Source organism: Streptomyces odontomachi (genome assembly GCF_024435355.1).
Classification (GTDB): Bacteria; Actinomycetota; Actinomycetes; order Streptomycetales; family Streptomycetaceae; genus Streptomyces; species Streptomyces odontomachi.
This window is the reverse complement of record NZ_JAMJWG010000001.1, coordinates 1,007,921-1,033,670: the sequence shown is the minus strand read 5'-3', so window position 1 is coordinate 1,033,670 and position 25,750 is coordinate 1,007,921. Positions and strand designations below refer to the sequence as shown.

24 protein-coding genes are annotated in these 25,750 nt (G+C 69.4%); 13 read left to right on the top strand and 11 right to left on the bottom strand.

Annotation, left to right across the window (positions count from 1 at the left end):
• Positions 1-7: 7 nt before the first annotated feature.
• Positions 8-475, bottom strand: coding sequence for a MerR family transcriptional regulator (locus tag NQO67_RS04390; protein ID WP_255946521.1), 468 nt, complete (start codon positions 473-475; stop codon positions 8-10).
• 161 nt (positions 476-636) lie between these two features.
• Here NQO67_RS04390 and NQO67_RS04385 point away from each other — a divergent pair, with 161 nt between their 5' ends.
• Positions 637-1,431: an SGNH/GDSL hydrolase family protein gene (locus NQO67_RS04385; RefSeq protein WP_255946519.1), complete on the top strand. Its 795-nt coding sequence runs from the start codon at positions 637-639 to the stop codon at positions 1,429-1,431.
• Positions 1,432-1,615: 184 nt separating this feature from the next.
• A complete protein-coding gene (locus tag NQO67_RS04380; RefSeq protein ID WP_255946517.1) occupies positions 1,616-1,873 on the top strand; it encodes an HU family DNA-binding protein in 258 nt (85 codons plus the stop codon).
• Positions 1,874-1,935: 62 nt separating this feature from the next.
• Here the strand turns inward: NQO67_RS04380 and asnB are convergent, their stop codons facing one another.
• On the bottom strand, positions 1,936-3,771 hold the full coding sequence (gene asnB / locus NQO67_RS04375) for an asparagine synthase (glutamine-hydrolyzing) (RefSeq protein ID WP_255946776.1): 1,836 nt from the start codon (positions 3,769-3,771) through the stop codon (positions 1,936-1,938).
• Positions 3,772-4,055: 284 nt separating this feature from the next.
• Between asnB and NQO67_RS04370 the strand changes: the two genes are divergently transcribed.
• Entirely contained in the window at positions 4,056-4,952 is an 897-nt protein-coding gene (locus NQO67_RS04370; protein WP_255946515.1) for an SAM-dependent methyltransferase, read from the top strand.
• A gap of 160 nt (positions 4,953-5,112) precedes the next feature.
• Positions 5,113-5,691 carry a GNAT family N-acetyltransferase gene (locus NQO67_RS04365; RefSeq protein ID WP_255946513.1) on the top strand — a complete coding sequence of 193 codons (579 nt, stop codon included), beginning with the start codon at positions 5,113-5,115 and terminating at the stop codon, positions 5,689-5,691.
• 108 nt (positions 5,692-5,799) lie between these two features.
• On the opposite strand, the gene NQO67_RS04360 is transcribed toward NQO67_RS04365, so the two are convergent.
• Positions 5,800-7,473: an APC family permease gene (locus tag NQO67_RS04360; RefSeq protein ID WP_255946511.1), complete on the bottom strand. Its 1,674-nt coding sequence runs from the start codon at positions 7,471-7,473 to the stop codon at positions 5,800-5,802.
• 578 nt (positions 7,474-8,051) lie between these two features.
• On the opposite strand from NQO67_RS04360, the gene NQO67_RS04355 reads away from it, so the two are divergent.
• The 3 genes from NQO67_RS04355 (at position 8,052) to NQO67_RS04345 (ending at position 9,473) form a co-directional block, all read left to right on the top strand.
• The gene (locus NQO67_RS04355) at positions 8,052-8,333 is read left to right on the top strand and encodes a hypothetical protein (protein ID WP_255946508.1); all 282 of its coding nucleotides are present in this window, start codon (positions 8,052-8,054) and stop codon (positions 8,331-8,333) included.
• Positions 8,330-8,602, top strand: coding sequence for a hypothetical protein (locus tag NQO67_RS04350; protein ID WP_255946505.1), 273 nt, complete (start codon positions 8,330-8,332; stop codon positions 8,600-8,602). Before NQO67_RS04355 ends, NQO67_RS04350 begins: the two co-directional genes overlap by 4 nt.
• Positions 8,603-8,720: 118 nt before the next feature.
• Entirely contained in the window at positions 8,721-9,473 is a 753-nt protein-coding gene (locus NQO67_RS04345; RefSeq protein ID WP_255946503.1) for an SDR family oxidoreductase, read from the top strand.
• Between the two features lie 118 nt (positions 9,474-9,591).
• On the opposite strand, the gene NQO67_RS04340 is transcribed toward NQO67_RS04345, so the two are convergent.
• The 5 genes from NQO67_RS04340 to NQO67_RS04320 all read right to left on the bottom strand — a co-directional run bounded on the left by NQO67_RS04340 (position 9,592) and on the right by NQO67_RS04320 (position 15,282).
• On the bottom strand, positions 9,592-10,743 hold the full coding sequence (locus NQO67_RS04340) for an ABC transporter ATP-binding protein (RefSeq protein WP_255946501.1): 1,152 nt from the start codon (positions 10,741-10,743) through the stop codon (positions 9,592-9,594).
• Positions 10,740-11,918 carry an ABC transporter ATP-binding protein gene (locus tag NQO67_RS04335; protein ID WP_255946499.1) on the bottom strand — a complete coding sequence of 393 codons (1,179 nt, stop codon included), beginning with the start codon at positions 11,916-11,918 and terminating at the stop codon, positions 10,740-10,742. The genes NQO67_RS04340 and NQO67_RS04335 overlap by 4 nt, the downstream gene beginning before the upstream one ends.
• Entirely contained in the window at positions 11,918-12,811 is an 894-nt protein-coding gene (locus NQO67_RS04330) for a carbohydrate ABC transporter permease (RefSeq protein WP_255946497.1), read from the bottom strand. Before NQO67_RS04330 ends, NQO67_RS04335 begins: the two co-directional genes overlap by 1 nt.
• Positions 12,811-13,770, bottom strand: a complete 960-nt coding sequence (locus tag NQO67_RS04325) for a carbohydrate ABC transporter permease (RefSeq protein WP_255946495.1) — start codon at positions 13,768-13,770, stop codon at positions 12,811-12,813. Before NQO67_RS04325 ends, NQO67_RS04330 begins: the two co-directional genes overlap by 1 nt.
• Positions 13,771-13,851: 81 nt before the next feature.
• Positions 13,852-15,282 carry an ABC transporter substrate-binding protein gene (locus NQO67_RS04320; RefSeq protein ID WP_255946493.1) on the bottom strand — a complete coding sequence of 477 codons (1,431 nt, stop codon included), beginning with the start codon at positions 15,280-15,282 and terminating at the stop codon, positions 13,852-13,854.
• 655 nt (positions 15,283-15,937) lie between these two features.
• On the opposite strand from NQO67_RS04320, the gene NQO67_RS04315 reads away from it, so the two are divergent.
• Positions 15,938-17,200, top strand: coding sequence for an MFS transporter (locus NQO67_RS04315; RefSeq protein ID WP_255946491.1), 1,263 nt, complete (start codon positions 15,938-15,940; stop codon positions 17,198-17,200).
• A gap of 191 nt (positions 17,201-17,391) precedes the next feature.
• Entirely contained in the window at positions 17,392-17,637 is a 246-nt protein-coding gene (locus tag NQO67_RS44765; protein ID WP_445195095.1) for a hypothetical protein, read from the top strand.
• Between the two features lie 29 nt (positions 17,638-17,666).
• On the opposite strand, the gene NQO67_RS04305 is transcribed toward NQO67_RS44765, so the two are convergent.
• A complete protein-coding gene (locus tag NQO67_RS04305; RefSeq protein ID WP_255946489.1) occupies positions 17,667-18,581 on the bottom strand; it encodes a sigma-70 family RNA polymerase sigma factor in 915 nt (304 codons plus the stop codon).
• Between the two features lie 180 nt (positions 18,582-18,761).
• Entirely contained in the window at positions 18,762-19,760 is a 999-nt protein-coding gene (gene ilvC, locus NQO67_RS04300) for a ketol-acid reductoisomerase (RefSeq protein WP_255946487.1), read from the bottom strand.
• Between the two features lie 635 nt (positions 19,761-20,395).
• On the opposite strand from ilvC, the gene NQO67_RS04295 reads away from it, so the two are divergent.
• From NQO67_RS04295 to NQO67_RS04280, 4 genes are all read left to right on the top strand, one after another.
• Positions 20,396-20,812 (top strand): group I truncated hemoglobin, encoded by a 417-nt coding sequence (locus tag NQO67_RS04295; RefSeq protein ID WP_255946485.1) that lies wholly within the window; start codon positions 20,396-20,398, stop codon positions 20,810-20,812.
• A 346-nt stretch (positions 20,813-21,158) separates the two neighbouring features.
• Positions 21,159-22,280, top strand: coding sequence for a sugar ABC transporter substrate-binding protein (locus NQO67_RS04290; RefSeq protein WP_255946483.1), 1,122 nt, complete (start codon positions 21,159-21,161; stop codon positions 22,278-22,280).
• Positions 22,277-23,764 (top strand): sugar ABC transporter ATP-binding protein, encoded by a 1,488-nt coding sequence (locus NQO67_RS04285; RefSeq protein ID WP_255946482.1) that lies wholly within the window; start codon positions 22,277-22,279, stop codon positions 23,762-23,764. The genes NQO67_RS04290 and NQO67_RS04285 overlap by 4 nt, the downstream gene beginning before the upstream one ends.
• Entirely contained in the window at positions 23,761-24,816 is a 1,056-nt protein-coding gene (locus tag NQO67_RS04280; RefSeq protein ID WP_255946480.1) for an ABC transporter permease, read from the top strand. Before NQO67_RS04285 ends, NQO67_RS04280 begins: the two co-directional genes overlap by 4 nt.
• 13 nt (positions 24,817-24,829) lie before the next feature.
• On the opposite strand, the gene NQO67_RS04275 is transcribed toward NQO67_RS04280, so the two are convergent.
• Positions 24,830-25,705 (bottom strand): MOSC domain-containing protein, encoded by an 876-nt coding sequence (locus tag NQO67_RS04275; RefSeq protein ID WP_255946478.1) that lies wholly within the window; start codon positions 25,703-25,705, stop codon positions 24,830-24,832.
• Between the last annotated feature and the right edge of the window lie 45 nt (positions 25,706-25,750).

The window sequence follows — 25,750 nt, the reverse complement described above, 5'->3', positions numbered from 1 at the left end:
ATGGTTCTCAGGCCTTTTCCGGCGCCCGGTGGGCACCCGCGTAGAAGTCGATCTTGGCGTCGAGTACGTCGAGCGTGTCCTGCAACTCCGCCATGCGCGCGACGACTTCGCCGCGCGTGCGTTGCAGGATCTGCCGCCGCTCGTCGTAGCTGGCTTCGCCCTGGCGGACCAGTTCCGCGAAGTCGACCATGTCGGCGACCGGCATCCCCGTCAGCCGTAGCTTGGTCACGAAGCCGAGCCAGTCCAGGTCCCGGTTGCTGAACAGCCGTTGCCCGTGCTGCGACCGGGCCACGGGCGGCATCAGCCCTATCTCCTCGTACCAGCGCACGGTGTGCGCCTTGAGCCCGGTGTGGGCCGCGACCTCGCTGATCGTGTAGCGGTCCTGGCCATCGGGTCGCGGATGCACCGATCCCGCGGACACGCAGACGTCCACGGGCGGCGGGGACTTCACGGGGGTGCTGTCGATCACCGTCATGTCGTTCACGCTAAGACCTTCAAGTGCACTTGAAGCAAGTGCTTCCGTGACGGTTCGCGTTCGCGCCCACAGCAACCCCTATTTTTGACATGGACACTTCCCTTGGGCGCCACAACTTGCTACTTGTGGGTAGCAACTTGCCACCCCCCACGGGAGCTTTCATGACAACCAAACAGCCGCTGGCCGCCCTCGCCGCACTGACCGTCGCCGCCGGGCTCAGCCTGACCCTCACCAGCCCCGCGCAGGCCGCCGGAGCCGCGTACGTCGCGCTGGGCGACTCGTACTCGTCCGGTAACGGCGCGGGCAACTACGACAGCGCGAGCGGCGACTGCCACCGCAGCCTGAGCGCGTACCCCTACCTGTGGAAGAACGCCCACTCGCCGTCCTCGTTCAACGACGACGCCTGCTCCGGCGCCGTGACCACGGACGTCATCAACAACCAGCTCGGCCACCTCAGCTCCGCCACCACCCTGGTGTCCCTCACCATCGGCGGCAACGACGCCGGCTTCGCCGACACCATGACCACCTGCGTCACCGGCAGCGACAGCGACTGCGTCAACCGCGTCGACCAGGCCGAGAGCTACGCCCAGAACACCCTGCCCGGCCGCCTGGACGCGGCCTACGACGCCATTCACTCCGCCGCGCCCAACGCGAAGGTCGTCGTCCTCGGCTACCCGCGCATGTACAAGCTCGGCGTCACCTGCATCGGCCTCTCCGACACCAAGCACCAGAAGATCGACGAGGCGGCCGACGCGCTCGACACCGTCATCGCCGCCCGTGCCGCCGCCCACGGCTTCGCCTTCGGCGATGTGCGCACCACCTTCAGCGGCCACGAGCTGTGCTCCGGCGACGACTGGCTGCACGCCCTGGTCGTCTCGCCCAGCTGGGAGACCTACCACCCCACCGCCACCGGCCACGCCAGCGGCTACTACCCGGTCCTGAACTCCAACAGCTGACCCATCCCACCGTGAGGAACGGCGCGTCCCAGAGCCCCTGCCCGCAAGGACCAGGGGCTCTTTCCACGCCCCCCACGGCGCCCGCGACAGCGAGTGACCGGCCACCCGTGCGCCCGCCAGGACGTGCACCACGCAACGGCACCCCCAATCGTGGTGGTGGACGAGAACCGGCGCAGGAGGTCACATGGACAGGTCACAGCTGATCACCGCGGTCACGACCAACGCCGCGGACAACGGGTGGCGGTTCGCACCACGCGAGATCGAATGGGTGTACGACGCCATGTTCGGAACCGTGGAACACCCCGGCGTGATCGCCGAGGCGCTCCAGCGCGGTGAGACGGTCGTGCTGGGCAGCTTCGGCAGTTTCCAGAGCACGGACGGCACCGCGGGCTTCCGCCCGGGCAAGGCCCTCACCGAGTACATCCAGGGCGCCGTCCCGTAGGCCGCGCCCCGCCCCCGTGGCGTGCGGCACGGGGGCGGAGGGGCGCACGGTGGGCGGCGGCGTCAGTCCAGTTGCAGCACCGGGTGGTGCAGGTCGAACCAGACCGCCAGGTCCAGTGCCCGCTCCAGCACGGCGCGCTGCGCCTGGGTGATGTGCTGCGACTCCGCCTTGGTGGCCGCCAGCAGCAGGTCACGCTGGTAGAAGTCGAGCACCGGGCTCTGCGCGTTGATCAACTCGCGGGTCTGCTCCTGGATCGCCCGCAGGTAGTCCGGGTCGAAGGTGCCCGGATAGCCGCTCTTCTTGCGGTCGGCGACCGAGGCCGGCAGCACGTTCCGGGTGGCGCCGCGCAGGATGCTCTTCTCCCGCCCGTCGAAGGTCTTCAACGACCAGGGGGTGTTGAAGACGTACTGCACCAGCCGGTGGTCGCAGAAGGGCACCCGGACCTCCAGGCCGACCGCCATGCTCATGCGGTCCTTGCGGTCCAGCAGGGACTGCACCATACGGGTGAGGTGCATGTGGCACACCTCGCGCATGCGCCGCTCCAGCCCGGTCTCGCCGTCGCCCACCGGTGCCGAACGCCGCGCGTCCAGGTAGTTGTCCCTGACGTACGTCTCCAGGTCAAGACGGCTCTTCAGGTCCTCGTGCAGCATCATCCCCGGGCCCATCCCCCGGCCCAGGCCGGCCAGCCACGGGAAGGTGTCCGCGCTGCGCTGCTCCTCGTCGTGGAACCACGGGTATCCGCCGAAGACCTCGTCAGCCGACTCGCCCGACAGGGCCACCGTGGAGTGCTCGCGGATCGCCTTGAACAACAGGTACAGCGAGTTGTCCCGGTCCCCGAGCCCGATCGGCAGGTCCCGGGCACCGACCGCCGCCCGGCGCACCGCCGGGTCCGACAGCGCCGAACCGTCCAGCACGATGTCCGAGTGGTCGCTGTTCACATGCTTGGCCACGGCGTGCACGTACGGCGTGTCCAGCGTCGGTGACACGTCGATGGCCTGGAAGTTCTCGGCCTGGTTGGGGAAGTCCACCGCGAAGCTGCGGACCCGTTCGCCCTTCTCGTCCAGTTGCAGGGCGGCGATCGCGGTCAGCGCCGACGAGTCCAGGCCACCGGAGAGCAGGGTGCAGCGGGGCACGTCCGCGACCAGCTGACGCTCGATGATGTCGTCCAGCAGCTCCCGCACATGGCGCACGGTCACCTCCCGGTCATCGGTGTGCCCGGTGACCTCCAGCTTCCAGTAGCACCGCTCGCGCAGGCCCTGCCGGTCGAGTACGACCAGGTGCCCGGGCCTTATCTCCCGCATGCCCTGCCACACGGCGCTGCCGGGCGACTTGGCGAACGAGAACACCTCCCGCAGCCCGTCCAGGCCGACCACCGGTTCGACCAGCGGGTGCGCCAGGATGGCCTTCGGCTCCGAGCCGAACAGCACACCGTCGTCGGTCTCGTAGTAGTAGAACGGCTTGATGCCCATCCGGTCCCGGATCATGACCAGCTTCTCGGTCCGGTCGTCCCAGATGGCGAAGGCGTACATCCCGTTCAGCCGGTCGGTCAGCCCCTCGCCCCACTCCAGGTAGCCGCGCAGCACCACCTCGGTGTCGGAGTCGGTGGTGAACCGGTGGCCCGCGCGGCGTAGTTCGTCACGCAGCTCGGTGAAGTTGTACGCCTCGCCCGAATAGACCATGGTCACCGCCCCGTCGGGCGTGTCCACGGTCATCGGCTGGGCCCCGCCGGGCAGATCGATGACCGCCAGTCGACGGTGCCCGAGCGCCGCGTGGTGGGCCGTCCAGGTGCCGCGGGCGTCCGGCCCGCGGCAGGCCATGGTCTCGGTCATGGCGTCCAACACGTCCTGCTGCGCCGTCAGGTCCCGCTGGTAGGAGACCCAGCCCGTGATGCCGCAGATGGGGATCACCTCACGTTTCCGTCGCCGTCGCACCCCCTGATAGGTGCGTCAGGCAACTTTCTCTCCGAGCGTGGCCGGACGTACACGTCGTGTAGGTGTTCGAGAGCGTGATGTTTCTCATGGGTAAATTCCTGCTTACGGAACGTTTGGAGGCCGCCTCCGTTCGCGTCAGGGAGAGCTGAGGAAGGTCGGCACCTTCGGGCTCCTCGCCGCGGCCGATTCCGCGCGGACCGAGGTGGCCGCATCTCGCCCCCGCCCCGGGCGGGCGCCGCTACCGTGGCTCCATGGCAGCGGACGAAATCCCTGTAACCGCACAGAACGACACGTCGCAGACCGCCCCCACCGCCGAGGAAGTCGGCGCCTCGTACGACGAGTTCGGTGATCTGTACGGGCTGATCCTCGGTGATTCCGCCATCCACGTCGGCATGTGGACGCCTCCCGGCACCCGTGCCCCCGCCTCGACTCTGCCCGATCTGGCCAACCTCGCCATGGACCGGCAGACCGACCACTACATCGACGTCCTCGGGCTCGGCCCTGACGACCACCTGCTCGACATCGGCTGCGGCACCGGCGGTCCCGCCGTTCGGCTGGCCGGCGCCAGCGGTGCCAGGGTCACCGGAGTCACCGTGAGCGCCTCGCAGGTCTCCGCCTGCATACAACGCGCCCAGGAGGCAGGCCTCGCCGACCGGGTCACCTTCGCCCTCGGCAACGCCATGGACCTGGGTCCGGAGCACGCCGCCGAGTCCTACGACGCGGCCTGGGCCATCGACTCGTTCGCGCACATGTCGGACCGTCTGGCCGCGCTCCGTGGCGCCCTGCGCGTGCTGCGTCCCGGCGGGCGGCTGCTCCTCACCGAGTTCACCAGGCACGGCGAGCCGACGCCCGAGCACCTCGCCGTCTGGCGCACGGTGTGGACCTCGCCGCCACCCGAGACGCCCGCCATCCTGCTGGAGCGCACGGCGCGGGCCGGCTTCGAACTGGTGAGCCTGACCGACCACAGCCAGAACTTCCATGTCACCGGCGACCTGATGGACGTGCTCTACCGCGACCACCACGACCGGATCGTGGACCGCTACGGTCCCGATACCACGGCGCAGCTGGACACCCTGATGCCGCTCCTGCGCCGGTTCATCCAGGACCACCTCGGCTACCACGTCTTCCTGCTGCGCAAGCCGGGCTGAGGTCGCGGCCGGGGAGGCCCCGTCGTGCGCCTCGCCGCCGCAGCCGGAAACGACCCGGCAGCACCGTACTCCGGCTCCTCGAAGGCGGTGGAGCCACCATTCGAGGAGCCGGTGGCGCCGTCACGGCAACCACCGACCGAAGCCGGCGCGTCATCCGGTCATGACGACTCCGCAAACGCTCTTGCGAGCGGCGCGCCCCGACGACGTGGAGAGCATCACCGACCTGCACACTCTGGCTCGCACGGCGTACTACGAGGCAGGTGGCGTGCCGAGCGTGGAACTCGCCTCTCTCGACGCACGCGCCGGCCGGCGGGAGAGCTGGATGCGTGCCGTCCAGTGCGACGACCGGACCGTGGTGTGTGCCGAACGCGAGGGCGACGTGGTGGGCGTGGTGGCGATGGGCCCGCCCTACGAAGCCGACGTCGATGCCACCACCGCAGGTCAGCTCTACCAGATCCACGTCCGCCCCGGCCTTTGGGGACGGGGTGTCGGCAGCCGGCTCCATGCGGCGTTCGTGACGTTCCTGAGGGAGACGTCCCTGACCACGGGTGTCCTGGAGGCGTGGGAGCGCAACACCCGCGCTCAGACCTTCTACGCCCGGCACGGCTGGCAGCCGGACGGACACCACCGGGCCGGTCCCGGCAACGCCGACTACGTGCGCATGCGCCTCAGACCGGCTCCCGATCCGGGCGAGCAGATCTGGGGAGCGCGTGAGCGACATCACTCCGGCCACGCCTGATCTGTGACGGAGCGAACACCGCGGCGGCCTCGGAAACGGGTCCGGAGCGGACCCCGCCTCCTTGGGGAGGACGGAGCCCGCTCCGGGTCGGCGTGCCGCTCAGGGGTGTCAGTGGCCCCCGCTCAGTTCCGCATCCTCGATGCGGGCCTCTTCCTTCGCCTCCGCGATCTGCTCGAGGACCCGCTCGCGCGGCAGCTGCACCCGCAGCGCCAGCAGGTAGACGATGGCGGTCAGCACCAGGCTGACCACGAAGCCCCAGCCGAGGCCGATCCAGCCCTTGCCGCCGTCGTAGTCGCCCGCCCAGCTCATCAGGGCGAGACCGACCAGCCACGGCAGGACCCAGCTCGCGCCGGACTTCCAGTCCATCTTCGGGGCACGGTCCTTGTCCACGATCTGGAGGATCGCCAGGATGACGAAGCCGATGCCGATGGTGGCGAACAGCTTGTAGTTGGTGTTCCAGCCGGCCCAGTACACGATCAGGTTCGCCGAGTAGAGGCCGAGGAACGGGATGATGTCGCCGCCGGGGATCTTGTACGGACGCTCGTAGTCCGGGATCTGGCGGCGCATGACGGCCAGCACCAGCGGTCCCGAGCCGAACGACAGCACGGTCGCCGAGGTGATGAACCCGACCAGTTCCTGCCAGCTGGGGAACGGCAGGAAGACGATCAGACCCAGCACGAAGGCCAGGATCAGGCTGACCAGCGGCGCACCCTGGGACGTGGTCTTTGCCAGCGGAGCCGGAGCGTTGCGGTTACGGGCCATCGCGTAGGAGATGCGGGCCGTGACCGTGGTGTAGATCAGACCGGTGTCGGCAGGCGAGATGACCGCGTCCACATAGAGCAGGTAGGCCAGCCAGCCGAGGCCGATGGCGCTGGAGATCGCGGCCAGCGGGCCGAAGTCGTTCGCGAAGGTCAGGTTGATCCAGCCGTGCGAGTGCTTGAGGTCACCCTCAGGGACGGCGCCGAGGAAGGCCACCTCGAGCAGGACGTAGATCACACCGGTGAGCACCACGGAGCCGATGACGGCGAACGGAACGTTGCGCCGCGGGTTGCTGGTCTCGCCCGCCAGCTCGACACCCTGGCGGAAGCCGAGGAACGAGAAGGTGATGCCGGCGGTGGATATCGCCGTGAAGATGCCCTTGGCACCGCCGGGGGCGAAGCCTCCGTACTCCGCGGCCCCGATGTTGTGGCCGTGGAACGCGGTCACGAAGAACATCACGATCACCAGGGCGATCGCGAACAGCTTCCACCAGACGAGGACGTTGTTGACACGGGCGAACCAGCGGATGCCGTAGTAGTTCAGCACCACGAAGAACGCCATGCCGACCACGGCGATCGCATAGCCGGAAGCAGTGAGCGTGTACGCGCCGTTCGCTTCATGGAAATCGGTGAAATGCGCCCATTTCGTGGCGTACTGAAGAGCACCTTCGACCTCGATCGGCGCCACCGTCGCGGCGGCGATCCAGGTGATCCACCCCATGGTGTAACTGGCGAAGGAACCAAATGAAAGGTGCGGAAAGCGCACCACACCGCCCGAAAGCGGAAACATCGTTCCCAGTTCGGCGAAGCACATACCGATGAGAAGGATCATCACCGTTGCTATCGCCCACGAGAATATCGACGCGGGGCCGGCTATCTTCGCCGCGTTCAACGCGCCGAAGAGCCAGCCGGACCCGATGATCGATCCCACACCGGCGAAGAGCAGGCTGATACGGCCCATGTCTCTGCGCAGCGCGGGTTGTTCCTCCGGAGTCCCCTCCGAAGGCCTAGCGACTGTGGCCATCACCACACACCCGTCCATGATCTGAGGCCCCGCCCTCATGAGGTCGCGGGTCTCCTCTGCCTGCTAACCGGGACGGGCACCTGCCCTTTGATCTGTGATCCATGCATCTTAGATTTTTATCCGTACCGCGCAAGTAGCCCGGGAGAGGTCCTCGTCTCACCTCGGCGCGAGCCTTGTCCCACGGGCCAGGCGAGCGGCAGTGTGCCTGGTCACACGGCCAGTCGGCCGGCGATACGGCAGCCGTCGGACGGTGGCCGAGCGGCCTCGGCGAGGGCGCGCACAGGGGCAGCCGACACCGTTTCCACACACGCCTCGGCCGGGCTCGCGAGCAGGTCTTCGGACCGCGCCCCCAAGCGTCGCGCAGGGTCCGGGTCGACGGCGTACCGGGTGACGTCCTGCGGGGTGCCGCAGAACCGGTCGATGGTCTCGGTTTCGTTGCAGTCCGTGAAGTGGCGACCGCCGACCCCGTCAGCAGCGGATGGGTCGCCCCGCCGGTCCCGGACACGCCGATGACACCCCGTGCGGTGCTCCGGTCTTCTAAGCTGGACCGGACGCGGCATGCCGGGGAGGACACCTCTATGACTGTTCAGCCAGACGGTCCCGTAGACGGCGGCGCCACAGCCATCCCCCATACGATCAACGACATCGGGGACGCCCTGACCGGTGGCGACCGAGCCCGCTTCTACGGCCAGGTGCTCGCCGCCGAGGCCGCCGAGGTGCCCGAGGTCATGCACCGCTGGTGGAAGACCGCCATGCTCAACGCCGCCCCTCAGGCCGACCGCAGCCGGGCCAACGCCGCCGCCGGCCGGGCCCTCATTCCGCTCAGCACCCTGGCCGCCCGCGTCGAGGGAGTGCAGTGAGCTGGTCCGTCTGGGCCGAGGAGATCCCGGCGCAGACCGTCCTCGCCATGCCTGAGGGCCTGGCGAAGGCGACGACGAACTTCCTGCGTGCCCTCGCCCTCGAGGTCGGCGGAGCCATCGACCTCGGCCGGCAGCCTCCGGGTGATCCGATGGACGACACCGGGCTGCGGTACTCCCTGGAGGTCCGCGGTGAGCCCGTCCTCCTGGAGTACGTGATCGCACGGCAGGAGCAGCAGATCAGGATCGCGGTCCTGGTCTGGATGCACTAGCCACCGCCGCCGCAGCCACCATCACCGCGCCCCCGCAGTGTCATCTCAGGCTCAGCCGAGGATCAGTCATAAGATCCATCCTGTCTATATCGGACAGAGCAGAGGCGGGATGCACACCATGCGGTTCGCAGTCATCGGCGGCACCGGGCTCATCGGATCCCAGGTCGTACGGAACCTGAACGCGGCCGGGCACGAGGCGGTGCCCCACTCGCTGTCCACCGGGGTCGACGTCCTCACCGGCCAGGGCGTGGACGCGGCGCTGGCCGGTGCCGACGTGGTCGTCAACCTGACCAACTCCCCCACCTTCGACGACGCCTCCCTGGCGTTCTTCCAGACCTCGATGGACCGCCTCCTCGCCGCCGCGGAACAGGCAGGCACCGGGCACTTCGTCATCCTGTCCATCGTCGGTGTCGAGCAGGTGCCCGAGCTCGACTACTACCGCGCCAAGACCCTCCAGGAAGACATCCTCAAAGCCGGCCCCGTCCCCTACTCCATCGTCCGCGCCACCCAGTTCATGGAGTTCATGGACGCCGCCCTGTCCTGGACCGCCGACGACGACACCGTGCGCCTGCCCCGCACTCCCCTCCAGCCGGTCGCGGCGGCCGACGTCGCCGCGACGGTGAGCGACGTCGCGGCCGGAGCGCCCCTGAACGGCACCCTCAACCTCGGCGGACCGGACACCTACCCGCTGGACGAACTGGGCAGGATCACCCTCGCCGCCCAGGGCGACACGCGCTCGGTGACCGTGGACGACACCGCCGGCATGTTCGCCGCCGCACACGGCGACGTCCTCGTCGCACCCCAGGGCGCCCGCATCGCCCCCACGCGCTACGCCGACTGGCTGAGGGCGAAGACGACGACGGGCCGGTGAGCGATCGGGTGCACCACCCGCCACCCCTGCCGTACTCCTCACCCCTGCCGTGCTCCTCCGAGGTGACGTCCGGTCAGTGCGGCGCTCCGGCACCGACCGGGGCGCCGCCCCCGGCGGTTCAGCGCAGGCGCTCCCCGGTCGTGGCGTCGAAGAGGTAGACCCGCTCCGGCGGAGCCCAGAACCGCACCGTCTCGCCCCGGCGCGGCGTCAGGTTCGCCGGGGTCTGGGCGACCACCCTCCCGTCCTGCTGTGCGGGCACAGCAGATGCTCCCGGTCCCGTGCCCACCGCCACCGTGGCCAGGCCGAACTCCAGCAGGTCCTCGTGGACCACGACCTCGCCCGCCACCACCGACGTCCCGTCCGCGGCGTCGAAGCGGCAGTCCTGCGGTCTGAGACCGACCACGACGGTGCGGCCGTGCTCGGGTTCGCGGGCCGCGGTGCGCACCGCGGACGCGTCGCCGATACGGACGAACACCTGGTCCTCCCGGCGCTCCACGATGCCCTGGATCAGGTTGATCTTGGGCTCGCCCACGAAGTCCGCCACGAACTGGTTGCACGGGTCGTCGAAGATCTCGTCCGGGGTGCCGAACTGCTGGATGACGCCTGCGTCCATGACCGCGATGCGGTCCGCCATGCTCAACGCCTCCAGCTGGTCGTGCGTGACCACGATCGTGGTGTAGCCGAACTCGCGTTGCAGCAGGCGCAGTTCACGGCGGACCTGCTGGCGGTGGGAGGCGTCGAGGTGGGACAGCGGCTCGTCGAGCAGGAGCACCGGCGGGTTGCGGATGAGGGCGCGGGCCAGTGCCACCCGCTGCTTCTGCCCGCTGGACAGACCGGCCGGACGCAGCGGCAGCAGCTCGGTCATCCGCAGCCGCTCGGCCAGCGCGTCCACCTGCCGAGAGGCGTCCTTCACACCGCGGGCCCGCAGACCGTAGGCGATGTTCTCCCGCACGGTCAGCGGCGGGTAGAGGGCGTAGCTCTCGAACGCCACGCCGATGTTCCGCTTTCCCGGCGGCAGGTGCGGCATCGACCGGCCGCCGATGCGGATGTCGCCCGAGGTGACCGTCTCCAGGCCGGCGATCATCCGCAGAGTGGTGGTCTTGCCGCAGCCCGAGGGGCCGAGGATGGCGACCAGTTCGCCCGGTTCCACCGCCAGGTCGATGCCTCGTACCGCCTCGAAGGGCTCGCGTCCACGAGCGCTGTAGGTCTTGCGCAGCGCGTCCAGGACGAGGTCCTTGGCGATCGGCGCCGCCTTGGCCTGGGTGGTCATCGGGTCTCCTGTGCGGGCTGCGGACGGTCGGTGTCGGTGCGAGGGGGCGCCGCCGAGCCCAGTCGGGCGGTCTCCTCGCCCCTCTCGCCACCGGCGAAGACGTGCACCAGGTCGAGCGGGACGGCCAGCCGGACGGTGTCCCCTTCCGCGGGGGCCCGGTCGCTGGAGGAGACCACGATCAGCTCGGCTCCGTCGATGTCGACACTGAGCTCGACCAGTCGTCCCAACCGCTCCGCCAGCCGGACCTTGCCGGGCACGACCAAGGTGTCGGCGGCCTCCGGCGTCTTCCGCGGTCCGGTCGGATCCGCGCCGGTCAGCTCCAGGTCACGGGGGCGCAGGCCGAGGCGGACGGGGGTGCCCGGCGGCAGTCCCGGCTCGGGGGCGGGGACGGTCACGGATCCGCCTGCGGCGACGATCCGGCCGTCCACCACCTCGCCGTCGAGCAGGTTGATCTCCGGCTGGCCGAGCGCCTTGGCGGCGAAGGTGTCCACCGGCTGCGACCAGACCTGCTGCGGGGTGCCGACCTGGACCAGCGTCCCCGCGCGCAGGATGCCGATCCGGTCGCCGAGGGCCAGTGCCTCCTGGTAGTCGTGGGTGACGTAGAAGGTGGTGGTGGAGGAGAGTTCGCCGAGGCTCTTGAGCTCCGCGCGCATGGCGGCCCGAAGCTTGGCGTCGAGGTGGGACAGCGGTTCGTCGAGCAGGTAGACGTCGGCCGGGCGCACCAGGACACGGCCCAGGGCCACCCGCTGGCGCTGGCCGTTGGAGAGTTCGCGGGGGAAGCGCTTGAGCAGGGTGTCGATGCCGAGGGTGGTGGTCACCGCCTCGATGCGCTCGCTCTGTTGCCGTGCGGTGTACCGGCCGGTCCTGCCGGAGCGCAGCGGGGAGGCGAGGTTGTCGAAGACCGTCTTCTGGGGGTAGAGGGCATAGCTCTCGAACGCCATCGCGACGTTGCGCTCGTACGGCTCCACCTGCGTCATGTCGGTGCCGCCGATCAGGATCCGGCCGGCGTCGACCTCCTGGAGCCCGGCCACGCTCTTGAGGGTGGTGGTCTTGCCCGCGCCCGACGGGCCGAGCAGCACGAAGAACTCGCCGTCGGCCAGGTGCAGGGAGAGCTCGTCCAGGGCGAGGGTCTTGCCGTAGGTCTTGCGGACCTTCTCCAGTTCGACCGTTGCCATCAGGCTTTCACCGCTCCGAAGGACAGCCCGCGTACCAGGTAGCGCTGGATGGTCAGGGCGAGGATGAGCGGCGGCAGTGCGGCGATCAGGGCCGCGGCCGCCGTGAGGTTGTAGTAGGCCTGCCCGCCCCCGCCGAGGAACTTGGTGACCGCGACGGTGGCGGTGGTGGCGCCGCTGTCGGTGAGGATCAGCGGGAAGACGTAGTTGTTCCAGGCGAAGATGAACGCCAGCAGCGCCGACGCGGCGATGCCGGGCCGCACCAGCGGCAGGGCCACCATCAGGAAGGCGCGCCTGCGGGTGTATCCGTCGAGTAGCGCGGCTTGTTCGAGTTCCGGCGAGAGGTCCTGGAAGTAGGACCGCAGGATCCACACCACCAGCGGCATCGTCACCAGTTGCAGCACCCAGACCATGCCGACCCGGGTGTCGAAGAGGTCCAGCTGGTGGTAGATGACGAACAGCGGGACGATCACCATCAGCTCCGGCGCGAAGCGGAACGAGAGCATCTGGAACATCAGGTCGTCGGATCCGCGGAACTTCCACCGTCCGGCGGCGTAGGCGGCCGGGATCCCGATCACCAGCGACACCAGGACCGCACCGCCGGACGCGAGCACGCTGTTGAGCAGCGCACCCTTGAAGTCGACGCTGGTCAGGGTGGTGCCCTTGGAGCTGAGGACGGTGGAGTAGTTCTCCAGGGTGGGAGAGAACGAGAAGTAGGTGGACGTCTGCTCCGTGTTGCTCTTCAGCGAGAGCAGCAGCATCCAGACGATGGGGAAGAGGGAGAAGGCGAACCAGAAGACGATCAGCAGATCGGCCATGACGCCGCCGGGGGTGACCCTCCCCCGCCGCCTCGAGGGCTTCCCCGCTGCCTCAGGAGTGGGTGGGTGGGTGGCCATCAGCTCTCCTCCGCCCCGGCGGCGCGCCGCTGGGCCCTTCCCAGCACGCTCACCAGGAAGCGTGCGGTGATGAAGACGATGATCCAGAGCAGGAACATATAGGTGCTGCCCCGCGAGTAGTCGAAGTGGGTGATCGAGTCCTCGTACGCGTTGACCTGCAAGGTGGTGGTGGCGTTGCCGGGTCCGCCGGTGGTGAGCACGTAGATGACGTCGAAGATCTTCAGGCAGTCCATCAGCCGGAAGATCACCGCGACCAGGATGTACGGCCACATCATCGGGAGCATCAGCCGCCGGAACATGTAGAACCAGCTGGCGCCGTCGACGTCGGACGCCTCGAAGGGTTCCCTGGGCAGCGAGCGGACCCCGGCCAGCACCAGCACGGCCACGAACGGCGTGTAGATCCAGACGTCGACCAGCACCGCCGAGAACAGCGCGTTGTCCTCGCTGAGCCAGTTGAAGTCGTGTCCGAGCCCCAGGACGTGGTTGAGGATCCCGAACGAGGGGCTGAACATCAGCTTCCACGTGGTGGCGGCGATCACCGGCGCGATCATCAGCGGCAGGATCAGCACCTTCTCGAAGATCCGCCCCACCAGGCTGGAGCGGTTGAGCAGCAGCGCCACGCCCACCCCCAGCACGGTCTCCACGGCGGTCGCCAGTCCCGCGTACTCCAGGGTGACCTGCACGCTGTGCCACAGATCCGGGTCGCCCAGCACGCTGCGGAAGTTGCGCAGGCCGACGAAGACCGGGTTGGGGGTGTCGGCGGCGTAGTCCAGGAACGCGTAGTACACGCCCAGGACGAAGGGGTAGAGGATGCCGACGACGACCGCGAGCGCGGGCACGGACAGCAGGTAGGGCCGCAGCCGGCGGCGCCACCTGGGGATCGGTACGGGTGCCGCCTGCCCGGTTTCCGGCGGTCTTGACCGCCCGGGTGACGTCCGACCGGGGGCGGTCGTGGTCATCGGCGCGTCTCCTTGGCTTCGTTGGCCCGGGCGCTGGGTTGGTGCGCCCGGGACGGTGCTACACGTTGCTTCGGGCCGACGCTATGCGTTGATCTTCGCGTCGACGGTCTTGGCCAGTGCGTTGAGCCGGGACGTGGGGTCGTGCCCGGCGTAGATGTCCTGGAGGGCGACCGCCCACTCCTCGGTCGTCTCGAAGAACGACTTCTGCGGCGTGAACTGGATCTTCGTGGAGTCGATGACCTTCTCGAAAGTCTCCAGGTAGCCCGGGAAGGTGTCCAGGGTCTGCTTGAAGGTGCCGTCGAAGACCGACTTGCGGACCGGGTCGGGGAAGTCGGCGCTGTGGGCGGCCTTGCTCATCGCGTCCTTGCCGGTGGCCCACTGGATGAACAGCCAGGCGGCCAGCTTCTTCTTCGACGCCGCGTTCATCGCCAGGGACCAGGTCCACAGGTTGGTCGCGTAGTTGCCGTCGGGGCCGGCCGGACCGGTGTGCCAGCCGAGGTGTCCCGCCATCTCGCTGGCGCCGCGCCGGTTCTTGGGGTAGGTGGCGCTGTCCGCGTCGTAGACCATGGCCGCGATGCCGTCGCCGAGGTCCTGGGTGCAGTTGGGGTAGTCGTAGGTCGTCCAGGACGTGGGCCCGGACTTCTTCGCCATCTCGACCCACTTGCCGGTGAAGTCCACGGCCTTGGCCGAGTTCATCGCCGGGACCAGCTTGCCGCCCTGCACGGTGTAGTCGTGGCAGCCCTCGCGGGCGAACTGGGTCATGAATCCGGGGTGGATGGTGGCCCAGGACTTCGAGCCGCGGAAGGCTATGCCGTACCGGTTGGCCTTGCGGTCGGTGAGGTCGGCGGCGAGCTGGATCAGGTCGTCGAAGGTCTCGGCCGGCTTGATGCCCCGCTTCTTGAACAGGCTGCTGTTGTAGGTCAGGACGTTGGTCTCGAACCCCCAGGGGATGGCGTACTGGCCCCCGGTGCCCAGCGGGCTGCCGTTCTTGAAGTCCCAGCGGGTCGCGGAACGCAGCCCGGGGTAGATGTCCTCGAAGTCGTAGTCCGCCTGGGTGGCCGCCGAGTTCTTCAGCCAGGGGGCGAGGTCCTCCATCCAACCGGGCGGGCCGTACTGCCAGATGAAGTAGGCACCGGTCATGAAGACGTCATGAGTGCCGCTGCCGCCGGCCAGTTCGGTGTTGAGCTTGGTGAAGTAGTCCGCCTCGGCGACGAGTTCCGGGACCACCTTGATGCCGGTGAGCTCGGTGAACTCCTTGAACAGCGGCTGGAAGGCCTTCTGGTAGGGGTGCGGGGTCTGAAGGATCTTGATGGTGGTGCCCTTGGCCTTCTTCCAGCTGAAGGACCCCTTCACATCGCCGGCGCCGTTGCCGGACTTCTTGGTGGAACCGCCCACGCCGCAGGCCGAGAGCAGCGGAGCGGAGGCAACCGCCGCGCCACCGAGGCCGAGCGCTCTGAGTAGGTCACGTCGGGCGAGTGCGCCCCGGATGTCAGCTGTCTCACGTTCAGTCATGCCATCCTCCGATGACTGCCGTCGGGGGGCCGGGCTGGGGGTACCTCCGAGGCCCTTCAGGCTCCCCCACTGCCTCAACGGCGTGGGAGGTGCCCCCAGGGGGAGGGTTCCGGCCGAGGAAAGCGGGCCAGGTGATCATCTTCACATGAATGGTGTGAGAATTACACGGGCTGTGTGACATTGGCAACCGGTAGGACGCAAGGGCTCGTTCCCCTGCCCGGCACGGAGAGCGGAACGACCGTCCCGGGGCCGCCCCGAGCAGCGTCGCGATGCACATCCGTTGTCTGGCGCATCCGGGAAAACGCAGGTCACGGTGGCCAGTTGGGCGAGGGGTCGGGGAACTCCGGCACCCGCTCCCGCGTCCCCGCGATGCGCCCGCTCGGGGCCGGCGGGGGCCATAAGCGTCAGGTCGGCGTCAGCGCCGCTGGCCGGGATTCGGCCGCCGAGGAGGACCGTCGGCGGGGCCGGTGCCGCCCTTTCTAACGTCCTGGGGCGGCTACTTCACACGCGTTGTTGACACGGGCAGGAGGCTCGCCGCCACGGGTCATCAGGTCCGTGATGATGGTGCGTACCCCACCGGAGGGAAGGGAGGTTGCCCGGTTCGGAGCCTCCAGGGGCCTTGTCGGGCGCGACCACCGAAGACCATCATGTTTGCGTGAACATTCGGCGGGGCGGGGAGACACGGCGGACACCTGCCGGGTTGGTCGCACTGGCGCTGGGCAGCTTCGGGATCGGGCTGACCGAGTTCGTGATCGCAGGGCTGTTGCCGCAGGTGAGCCATGACCTGGAGGTCTCCGAGGCGGCGGCGGGCTGGCTCGTTTCCGGATACGCCCTGAGCGTGGCGGTCGGTGCGATCCTGCTGACCGCGGCCACCACTCGGCTCGACCGCAAGGTGGTCCTCCTCGGGTTGGTGGCGTTGTTCGTCCTCGGCAACCTGCTCTCCGCCGTCGCGCCCGGCTACGCCACGGCCCTGCTCGGTCGCGTCGTCGCCGCCCTGTGCCACGGCTCCTTCTTCGGCATCGGCTCGCTCGTCGCCCGCCGTATGGTGCCGCCGGAGCGGGCCTCACGCGCGGTGGCCGTGATGTTCGCCGGGCTGACGGTCGCCAATGTGCTGGGCGTGCCGTTCGGCGCCCTGGTCGGCGCACACTGGGGCTGGCGCGCCACGTTCTGGGTGATCACCGGGATCGGCGTACTGGCCGTGGCCGCCATCGCCGTATGGGTCCCGGCCCGCGCGGGCGCGGTGGACGAGGACCAGCGGGCGGCCGGCCTGCGCCCCCAGCTACGCGCCTTCCGTTCCCGGCAGGTCTGGCTCACCCTCGCCGCCACGGCCCTCGGCTACGGCGGCATGTTCGGGGCGTTCAGCTATGTCGCCTACACCTTCACCGCGGTCACCGGCTTCGCCACCGGCGACATCGCCTGGCTGCTCGTCGTCTACGGCACCGGTCTGGTGATCGGCAACGTCGTCGGGGGCAGGGCGGCCGACCGCGACCGGGACCGCACGCTGATCGCGTCCTTGGCGGGACTCGCCGTCACGCTCGCGGCGTTCGGGCTGCTCGCCGAAGGACGGCTCGCGTCGGTGGTGCTGGTCTTCCTGATGGGCGTCTTCGGGTTCGCGAGCGTCCCCGGCCTGATCACCCGCGTCACGGACGTCGCCGGCGGCGCACCGCTCGCCGCCAGCGCCAACGTCTCGGCCTCCAACGTCGGCAACGCCCTGGGCGCCTGGCTCGGCGGACTCGCGATCAGCACCGGTCTGGGGTACACCGCACCGCTGTACGTGGGTGCCGCGGTCGTGACGCTCGGCCTCGCCGTGATGGTGGTCACCGCGCTCACCGCGCCTGCCGGGGGCACCGCGTCGCCCGCGCAGGCCGCCGCTGGCCAGGCGGTCTCGGCGACCGGTCGGCGCGGCGACGACGCGTGAGCCGGACGGCTGCCGGACGAGGGCGACACGGAGGAGATCTACCCGGCGCTCGTCACCGCCCTGGCGGATGTCGGACTCGGCTATCTGCACGTGGCCTTCGCCGACCCGGACCAGCCGCTCTTCCAGGCGATCCGCAGGACCTGGCCGGGCACGCTGAGGGCGAACCCGGTCCTCGCGGGTGGGGGAAGCCGTTGCCGGCCGACGGTGGACGGCACGAAGGCGAGCGGCTTCTCGCCGCGGGAGCCGACCTGATCTCACTCGGCCGTCCGTTCCTCGCCAACCCCGACCTGGTCGAACGACTGCGTATCGGTGCGCCGATCAACCAGGTACGGGAGCACGGCCTGATGTACACGGGCGGCGCGACCGGACACACCGACCACCCCGTACTGGCCGCGGCACATCGGCGAACGGGGACGCCCGAACCGGTCCGGCCGTGAACGCCGCGAGCCCCGGCCCGATCGCGGCCCTAGGGAAGTGCCGCGAGGCGGGAACGTGACTGGAGGAATGCGGCGATCTTGCTCGGATTCAACAGCCACATCACTCGGTAGATGCCTTCCGGCGAGGCCGCTGTCGTCAGGAACGTGGCCGGCCTGCCCGCTCGATGGATCATCACTCCCGCACGGCCGTTGGCCTCGACGGTCCTGATGTCCACGTCACTCCAGAAGCGGCGATAGGCGGTCGCCAGGTTGGCCACGCGTGCCCGACCCACGACGGGTATGCGTGCGGCGCCCCGGATACCGTTTCCGTCGGACAGGCTGACGGCATCGGGCGTGAGAAGGGCTTCCAAGGAGGCCACGTCGCCCGTCCGAGCCGCGGAGACGAAGGTGTGCAGGAGGCGTCGGTGTTCCGCGATGTCCACGCTTTCCCGCTGCTCGGCGGCCAGATGCCTGCGTGCACGGCTCACGATCTGCCGTACATTGACGGTGCTGAGCTGAAGGATCTCGGCGATCTCCGGATAGGTGTAGTCGAACGCGTTGCGCAGGACATACGCAGCGCGCTCAGCGGGGCTGAGTTTCTCCAACACCAGCAGCAGGGCCAATTCGAGGTCTTCCGTGCGTTGCGCGCCCACTTCTGGGTCCACGCTCGTGTCGACGGGCTCGGGTAACCAGGGGCCGATGTAGGTTTCCCGGCGCACGCGCGCGGATTGGGCGACGTTGATGGCCAAGCGGGTCGTCGTACTCGAGAGGAACGCCACCGGGCTGACCACCGTGGCGCGGTCGGTCTTCTGCCAACGCAGCCACACTTCCTGAATGACGTCTTCGGCCTCGACGGTGCTTCCGAGCACGCGGTAGGCGATGCCGAAGAGGCGGGACCGGTATCGCAGAAAGACGGAAACAGCCTCTTCAAGACTTCTTGTTGCGGGGGGCGGCTCGACAGGCATGAATTTGAGGTCTCCGTTCCTCCGGTTTGGCCGGGCACGTGGAGCTGCGGGGTGGGGCCAGGGGTCTGTGTCGGGCGCCGGGTACCGGCCCGGGCGGTGCCCGGACCTCGCCACCGCCGGCGAAGAGGGGGTGGCGAGGTCCGGGAGAGGGGCGGCTCAGGGGCTACGGGGCGGTCGGGCCTACGCCTCCTCGTCGACCCAGCTCATCAGCTTGCGCAGCTGCTTGCCGGTGGTCTCCAGCGGGTGCTCGGCGTCCTGCGTCCTGTACTCGTTGTACTTCTTCAGGCCGCCGTGGTACTCGTCCATCCAGTTCCGGGCGAAGGAGCCGTCCTGGATCTCGGCGAGGACCTTCCTCATCTCGGCCTTGGTGCCGTCGTTGATGATCCGCGGGCCGGAGACGTAGTCGCCCCACTCGGCGGTCTCGGAGATCGACCAGCGCATCTTCTCCAGGCCGCCCTCGTACATGAGGTCGACGATCAGCTTCAGCTCGTGCAGGCACTCGAAGTACGCGATCTCCCGCTGGTAGCCGGCCTCGACGAGGGTCTCGAAGCCTGCCTTGACCAGTGCGGTCGTACCGCCGGCCAGTACGGCCTGCTCGCCGAAGAGGTCGGTCTCGGTCTCCTCGGTGAAGGTGGTCTTGATGACACCGGCGCGGGTGCCACCGATCGCCTTGGCGTACGACAGCGCCAACGGGAAGGCTCCCCCGGTGGCGTCCTGCTCGACGGCCGCGATGCAGGGCACGCCGCGACCCTCCTCGTACTGCCGGCGCACCAGGTGACCCGGGCCCTTCGGGGCGACCATGCAGACGTCGACGCCGGCCGAGGGCCTGACGAAGCCGAAGCGGATGTTGAAGCCGTGCGCGAAGAACAGGGCGTCGCCGTCCGTCAGGTTCGGGGCGATGGACTCCTCGTACACCTGGCCCTGGACGGGGTCCGGGATAAGGATCATGATCACGTCGGCTTCGGCGGCGGCCTCGGCCGGGGTGACCACGCGCAGGCCCTGCTCCTCGGCCTTCGCCTTGGACTTCGAACCCTCGTGCAGGCCGACGCGGACATCGACGCCCGAGTCGCGCAGCGACAGCGCGTGCGCGTGACCCTGGCTTCCGTAGCCGATGACCGCGACCTTGCGGCCCTGGATGATGGACAGGTCGGCGTCGTCGTCGTAGAACAGCTCGGCCATGAGGGAAACGCCTTTCGGTTACGGTGCGCAATTCGGTCAACAGCGCGAAGAAACTCCCACGGGCGGTATCGGCGCCAGATCCGGGATGGACGGGGCGCCGCACCTTCATGAGGGAGGAAAACCATGGTTCCACAACGATCGGAAAGGCAGGCCGGCCGCGGGTTCACGCACAAGGGTCCCGATAAGTCGGCCGAAAATTCGACCGGAAAACCATCGTCGACTCCGGTCACCGTCAGCGCTGCGGACGCTACCGATGGCACTTGTCGGCGTTATGCGCATTCAATGCGCGTTGCCTCACGCGAAGGAGTTGGGCTGCGAGCCCTCGGCCCAGCGGGTGGCGGCCGCAACGCCTCGGTGACGCGCATCGGCGGTCATGAGGCGACAGCATCAGGCATGTGAATTACTCCATACGGTATTACTTGTTATGAAATAGGGGCGCCCGGGCCGGCGAAGTCGACCGTGGCGGGCCGAAAGGGGTCGAGCGTGCCAGCCGGGGGAAACGGGCGTGCGTCAGCGACGTAACAGGTTCGTGGCCGTGTCCTCACGGTGCGTCACCGCGCGGGCGGTGGAGACGTTGACGGCGGGGAAACGCCCGGCTTACGACCGCGCAAGCCGGCGCCGCAAGTCTGGGCGGCATGACCGAACCCTCACAGGCGGCACCCGCCCAGTCAGCGTCCACGCTCTTCGACCGGATCGGCGGTGACGAAGCCGTCGGAGCCGTCGTGGACCTCTTCTACGATCGCGTCCTCGCCGACCCCGACCTCGCGCCGTACTTCACGGACGTGGGCATCCGGCGCCTGAAGAACCACCAGCGGCTGTTCATCGGCCAGGCACTCGGCTCCACACGGCCCTACCCGGGACGGAGCATGCACCGCGCCCACGCTCATCTCGGCATCACCAGGGCCGCGTTCGACCGGGTCGTGGAGCATCTGGCCGCATCACTGGGCGAGGCCGGGGTCGACGAGGGCACCATCGGCACCATCGCGGAAGCTCTGGCTCCGCTGGCCGACGACATCGTCACCGCTCCGGAGCCCACTCCCCCGGCATCGTAGGAGCTGCTGACTTAACACGAGTCATGTTATGTGGATGCCGTCTGGACGCGGCGTGGAGTGCCGTTTGATCAGATGTCATCTTCGCGCCCTTGCCCAGTAATTTCCCGTGTGCGCCTGCGGCAGCATCCACACCGCCCGTCGCCCCCACTTCCGCCCCGGACGTCCGACGTCTTCTCAATCACATCGGTGCTGTGTTAAATACCATGATTGATGTGATGAGAACGTGCGTGGGAATCGGGTGATGCGGGAGGAGGGGGCTGTCATGTCGTCGTCCATGAGGTCGGGTCAGGGTTCGTCCGAGAGGTGTACGCAGGACTCGCCCAGCGGGACGGTCCAGGGGACGCCGGTGAGCCCGACGCCGGGGGTGTCACGGCGGACGGTGTTGCGGGGCGGGGCGCTCTCGTTGGCCGGGATGGCCGCGGCGGTGCCTGCGCTGGAGGGCTGTTCGACGAACCAGGGTGGTGCCGGGGCCGCGCGCAAGACGGTCGCGTGGGAGACGGGGTACCTGTCGTTCTTCTTCTTCGTCGTCCTACAGGAGGCGGTCAAGCGCGAATCCGACCGGCGGGAGCTCGATTTCGTCGGCAAGAACGCCAACGGGGACTCCTCGGCGCAGGTGGGCGACTGGAACAGCCTCCTGATGCAGCAGCCGCGTTACCTGATCTCCGACGCGCTCGACTCCGAAGTGCTGGTGCCGCTGACCACCAAGGCCAAGCGCCGGAACATCCCGGTCGGCATGGTGGACACGCCACTGACCGGCGGTGACGTGGCGATCTCGGTGACGTTCGACAATCGCCAGGCGGGCGTGATGGCCGCGCACAAGACCGCCGCCCTGCTCAAGGAGCGGCACGGCACCGCCCGCGGCACGGTGCTCAACGCCTACGGGAGCCTGACCGCGGTGGCGCTGCGGCAGCGCAAGGAGGGGTTCGAGCAGACCCTGAAGGCCACGTACCCCAAGGTGAAGGTGGTGTCCCGGCCGCAGAACAACGACCACGCGCAGGCACTGTCGGTGGTGAACAGCACCTTGCGGGAGTACCCCGACCTGGATGCCATCCATCTGCCGACCGACATCTTCCTGCCCGACGCGCGCAAGGCGATGCACTCGCAGCACCGGCTGCATCCGGTGGGCCACGCCGAGCACATCATCGTGACCAGCATCGACGGATCGCCCAATGCGCACGAATGGATCCGGCAGGGCGAACTCGACGCGGACATCGCGCAGGATCCCATCGCCTATGTCCAGATCTGCATGGAGCTGCTCGAGAAGTACGCGGTCAAGGGCAAGGACGTGCCGCTGGGGCGCTACGAGAACAAGAAGTACTTCTGGGAGAAGGCCGTCATCACGAAGGGCCCATCGGGGCCGCTGCTGACCGTGCCGCCGTACTACGTCACCAAGGAGAACTCCCCGGACCCACGGCACTGGGCCAATGTCGTCACCGACCAGTGGCACATGAAGGAAACCCAGTCGTGACCGCTCCGCTGCTGCTGGCGACGGACGTCACGAAGACGTTCGGCACGTCCCGCGCGCTGGACGGTGCCCAGGTGTCCATCGGCCGTGGCGCGATCCACGGCCTGCTGGGCAAGAACGGTGCGGGCAAGTCCACGCTGGCCCGTACGGTGGCCGGCCTGGTGCGCCCGGAGCAGGGTCGGATCGTCCTGGACGGTCAGGACCTCAGCCACGCCTCCCCCGCGCAGCGCCGCCGGCTCGGAATCCGGCTGCTGGACCAGCACAGCGAGGTGCTGCCGGATCTGAGCGTCACCGAGAACCTGCTGCTGGGCGGCCTGCCGCGGCGTCGTGGCCTGGTGGACTGGCGCGCGGCGCACGAGGGCGCAGCCGAGCTGCTCGCCGAGCACAACCTGCCGCTGGACCCGCGGGGTGCCGCAGGCCGGCTGACGTTGAGCCAGCGGCGGCGGCTCGCCATCGTCAAGGCGCTGGCGGGCGAGGGGCGGCTGGTCATCCTGGACGAGCCGACCACCGGCCTGACCATCGCCGAGCGCCGCGACCTGATGCACTGGGTGCGCCGACTCGCCGATGCCGGCCGCACCTTCGTCTACATCTCGCACCACAACGACGAGGTGCGCCAGCTGTGCACCGAGTACACGGTGCTGCGGGACGGCCGCACCGTCGCCCACGGGACCAACGCCGCCGGGCTGAGCGCCGCCGAGCTGTCGGCTGCGGTGACCGGGACCGCGGTGCGGGAGTTCCACCGTGCGCGCCGGCGCGGCGGGGCTGACCTGCTCGGCGTCCGGGGTCTTGAGGCGGCCGGGGTGGGGCCGGTCGATCTGACGGTACGCGAGGGCGAGATCGTCGCGCTGGTCGGACTGCCGGGGCTCGGGCCGCAGGAGTTGCTGCGGGCGCTGGCCGGCCTCTCGGGTGCGGTGCGGGGCGAGGTACGGGTGGCCGGGCGGCCGGTCAGTTGCCGTCATCCGCGGGCGAGCAGCGAGGCGGGCCTCGCGTATCTCACCCATGACCGGATCGCGGAGGGGGTGGCGGCCCATCTGTCGGTGGCCGACAACCTCCATCTGGGCCGATGGCCACGCGGCCGGGGCCGGCTGGTGGACAGCGGGCGGATGGCCGAACGCAGCGAGCAGGTCCGCCGCGATCTGGCGGTGGCGCAGGCCGGACCGTGGCAGGAGGCGGGCCGCCTCAGCGGCGGCAACCAGCAGAAGGTGCTGCTGGGGCGGCTGCTGACGCGTCGGCCGCGGGTCCTGCTGTTGGACGAGCCCACCCTCGGTATCGACGTGGCCGCGAAGGAGGCCATTCACCGGCTCATCGACACGGTCACCGGCGAGGGCATGGCCGTCCTGCTGCGCGCCTACGACCCCGACGAGACCGCACGCCTCGCCGACCGTGCCGTGCTGTTCACTGGCGGGCGCATCACCGGAGAGCTCACGGGCGACGACCTGACCGTGTCCGCCATCGCGACCGCGCAGCATGTGGGAGGCCGGCCATGACCGACACCAACACCGCTTCCGGCGGGGGCACCGACTCCACCACCCCCGACCACCCCACCGCACCGGACACGGCGAAGGACGGTCCACCGCGGCCTGCCCGGGTGCGCCGTGACGCGCTCACGATCGCGCTCGACAACATCGTGTGGGCGTTGATCGTGGTCTTCAGCCTGGTCACCGGGGCGTTGAACGCCTTCTTCCTGACCACGGCGAACCTCCAGAACATCCTGATCCAGGCGACCTCGCTGGGGCTGCTGGTGCTGGCGGTGTCGTTCGCGCTGCTGATCGGGGAGATCGACCTGTCGGTGACCGGGAACCTCGCGTTCAGTGGCATGGTCGGTGCGCTGCTCATCCAGCACCTGCACATGCCGGGACTGCTCGCGATCCTGTGCACCATCGCGACCGGCACCGTGATCGGCCTGGTCAACGGCGTGTTCGTGGCGTTGTGGAAGATGCACTCGCTGATCACCACCCTGGCCATGGGGCTGTTCCTGCAAGGGGCGGTGCTCGCCGTGACGAAGGCCCGCACGCTGGTCATCGACGACGGCGTCTTCACCTGGCTCGGCAGTGCCACCGTCGGCGACTGGCCGGTGATGCCGCTGGCCCTGATCGCCGCGTACGCGGTAGCCGCCGTGGTGCTCACCCGGACCGTCTGGGGACGCAACCTCTACGCGACCGGGGGCAGCCCGGGTGCGGCGCTGGTGGCCGGCATCGCGGTGAACCGGGTGCGGCTGAGCGCGTTCGCGGCCGCCGGCACGCTCGGCGGGCTCGCCGGTTTCCTGTCGTCCACGTACCTGGGCGCGGTCAACGTCACCACGGGCAGCAGCCTGCTGCTGTACGCGGTGGCGGCGCCGGTCATCGGCGGGGTGTCCCTGACCGGCGGGCGCGGGCGCGTCACCGGCATGCTGGGCGGTGCCGTGCTGCTCAGCGTGATCCAGGTCGGGTTGCAGCTGGTCAACCTCTCCGCCTACGACGTACAGATGATCGGCGGGGCGATGATCCTCGTGGCCATCGCGGTCGACACGGTGCGGGTGCGCCGCACCGAACGCGGCTAGCCAGACGCTCCGCTCAGCCGGGCAGCCGGACCGGCTCGGCCGCACCCCACTCGTGCACGACCACCTCGTCGCCGACGGACAGCCTCCCCGGTCGCACGACGGAGAACTTCGCCCCGAACACCACGCCTCCGCTCGCCGCCCGCCGGTAGCTCGCGAGCGTACGCAGCGGTTCAGGCCCCCGTCGCGCCCCGGTCGCCTGGTCGACCAGGGTGACGGCGCAGCGCACCGCGGGCTTGGCATAGCCCAGTTCGGTGCCGCCGATGCCGATGCGGTGTGCGCGGTCCTCGGCGTGCGCTGCGGCCGCCCAGTCGTCGCCGTCGGGGCCGTGGTCGACGACGATGTTCGGGCGGAAGCGGTTCACCGGCAGGGGCGGGGCGCCGCGCTCGGCCGACCGTCGGTTGAGCAGGGCCAGGCTCGCGCGGGACAGCAGGTGCACGGCGCTGCTGTCGGCGTAGCCCGACGGGCCGGCGACCCAGCCGTCGGCGACCCGGTCGTGCTCCGGCGGCACGCGGACCAGACGGCTGGGGGTGCCGAGGAACTCCGCGAGCCAGGCGGCGGCTTCGTCGCCCTGGTCGATCCCCTGGAAGGCGGCGCCGAAGAGGTCGACGTCGCGGCGCGGCGCGGACGTGGTGACGTCGAGGCGCACCGTGCCGTACGCACCCGCCGGGTCGGCGGCGTCGAGCGTGAGCCGGCTGCCGTCGGCGCTGATGGTGGGCCGGATCAGGGCGAGGCGGGGGTGGCGGCGCTGGGTGCGGTAGACGCCGACCTCGCTGGTCACCATGAAGGTGCGGTCGTGTGCGAGACCCGCCGGCGTCAGCACCGCGTCATCCAGCGACGTGCCCGCGCACCCCTTGACGGGATAGCAGATCAGCGCTCCGACCTCGGCCATGTGCCGCCTCCTTCAGCAGACGGCCAGATTAGGACGTCCGTCCTG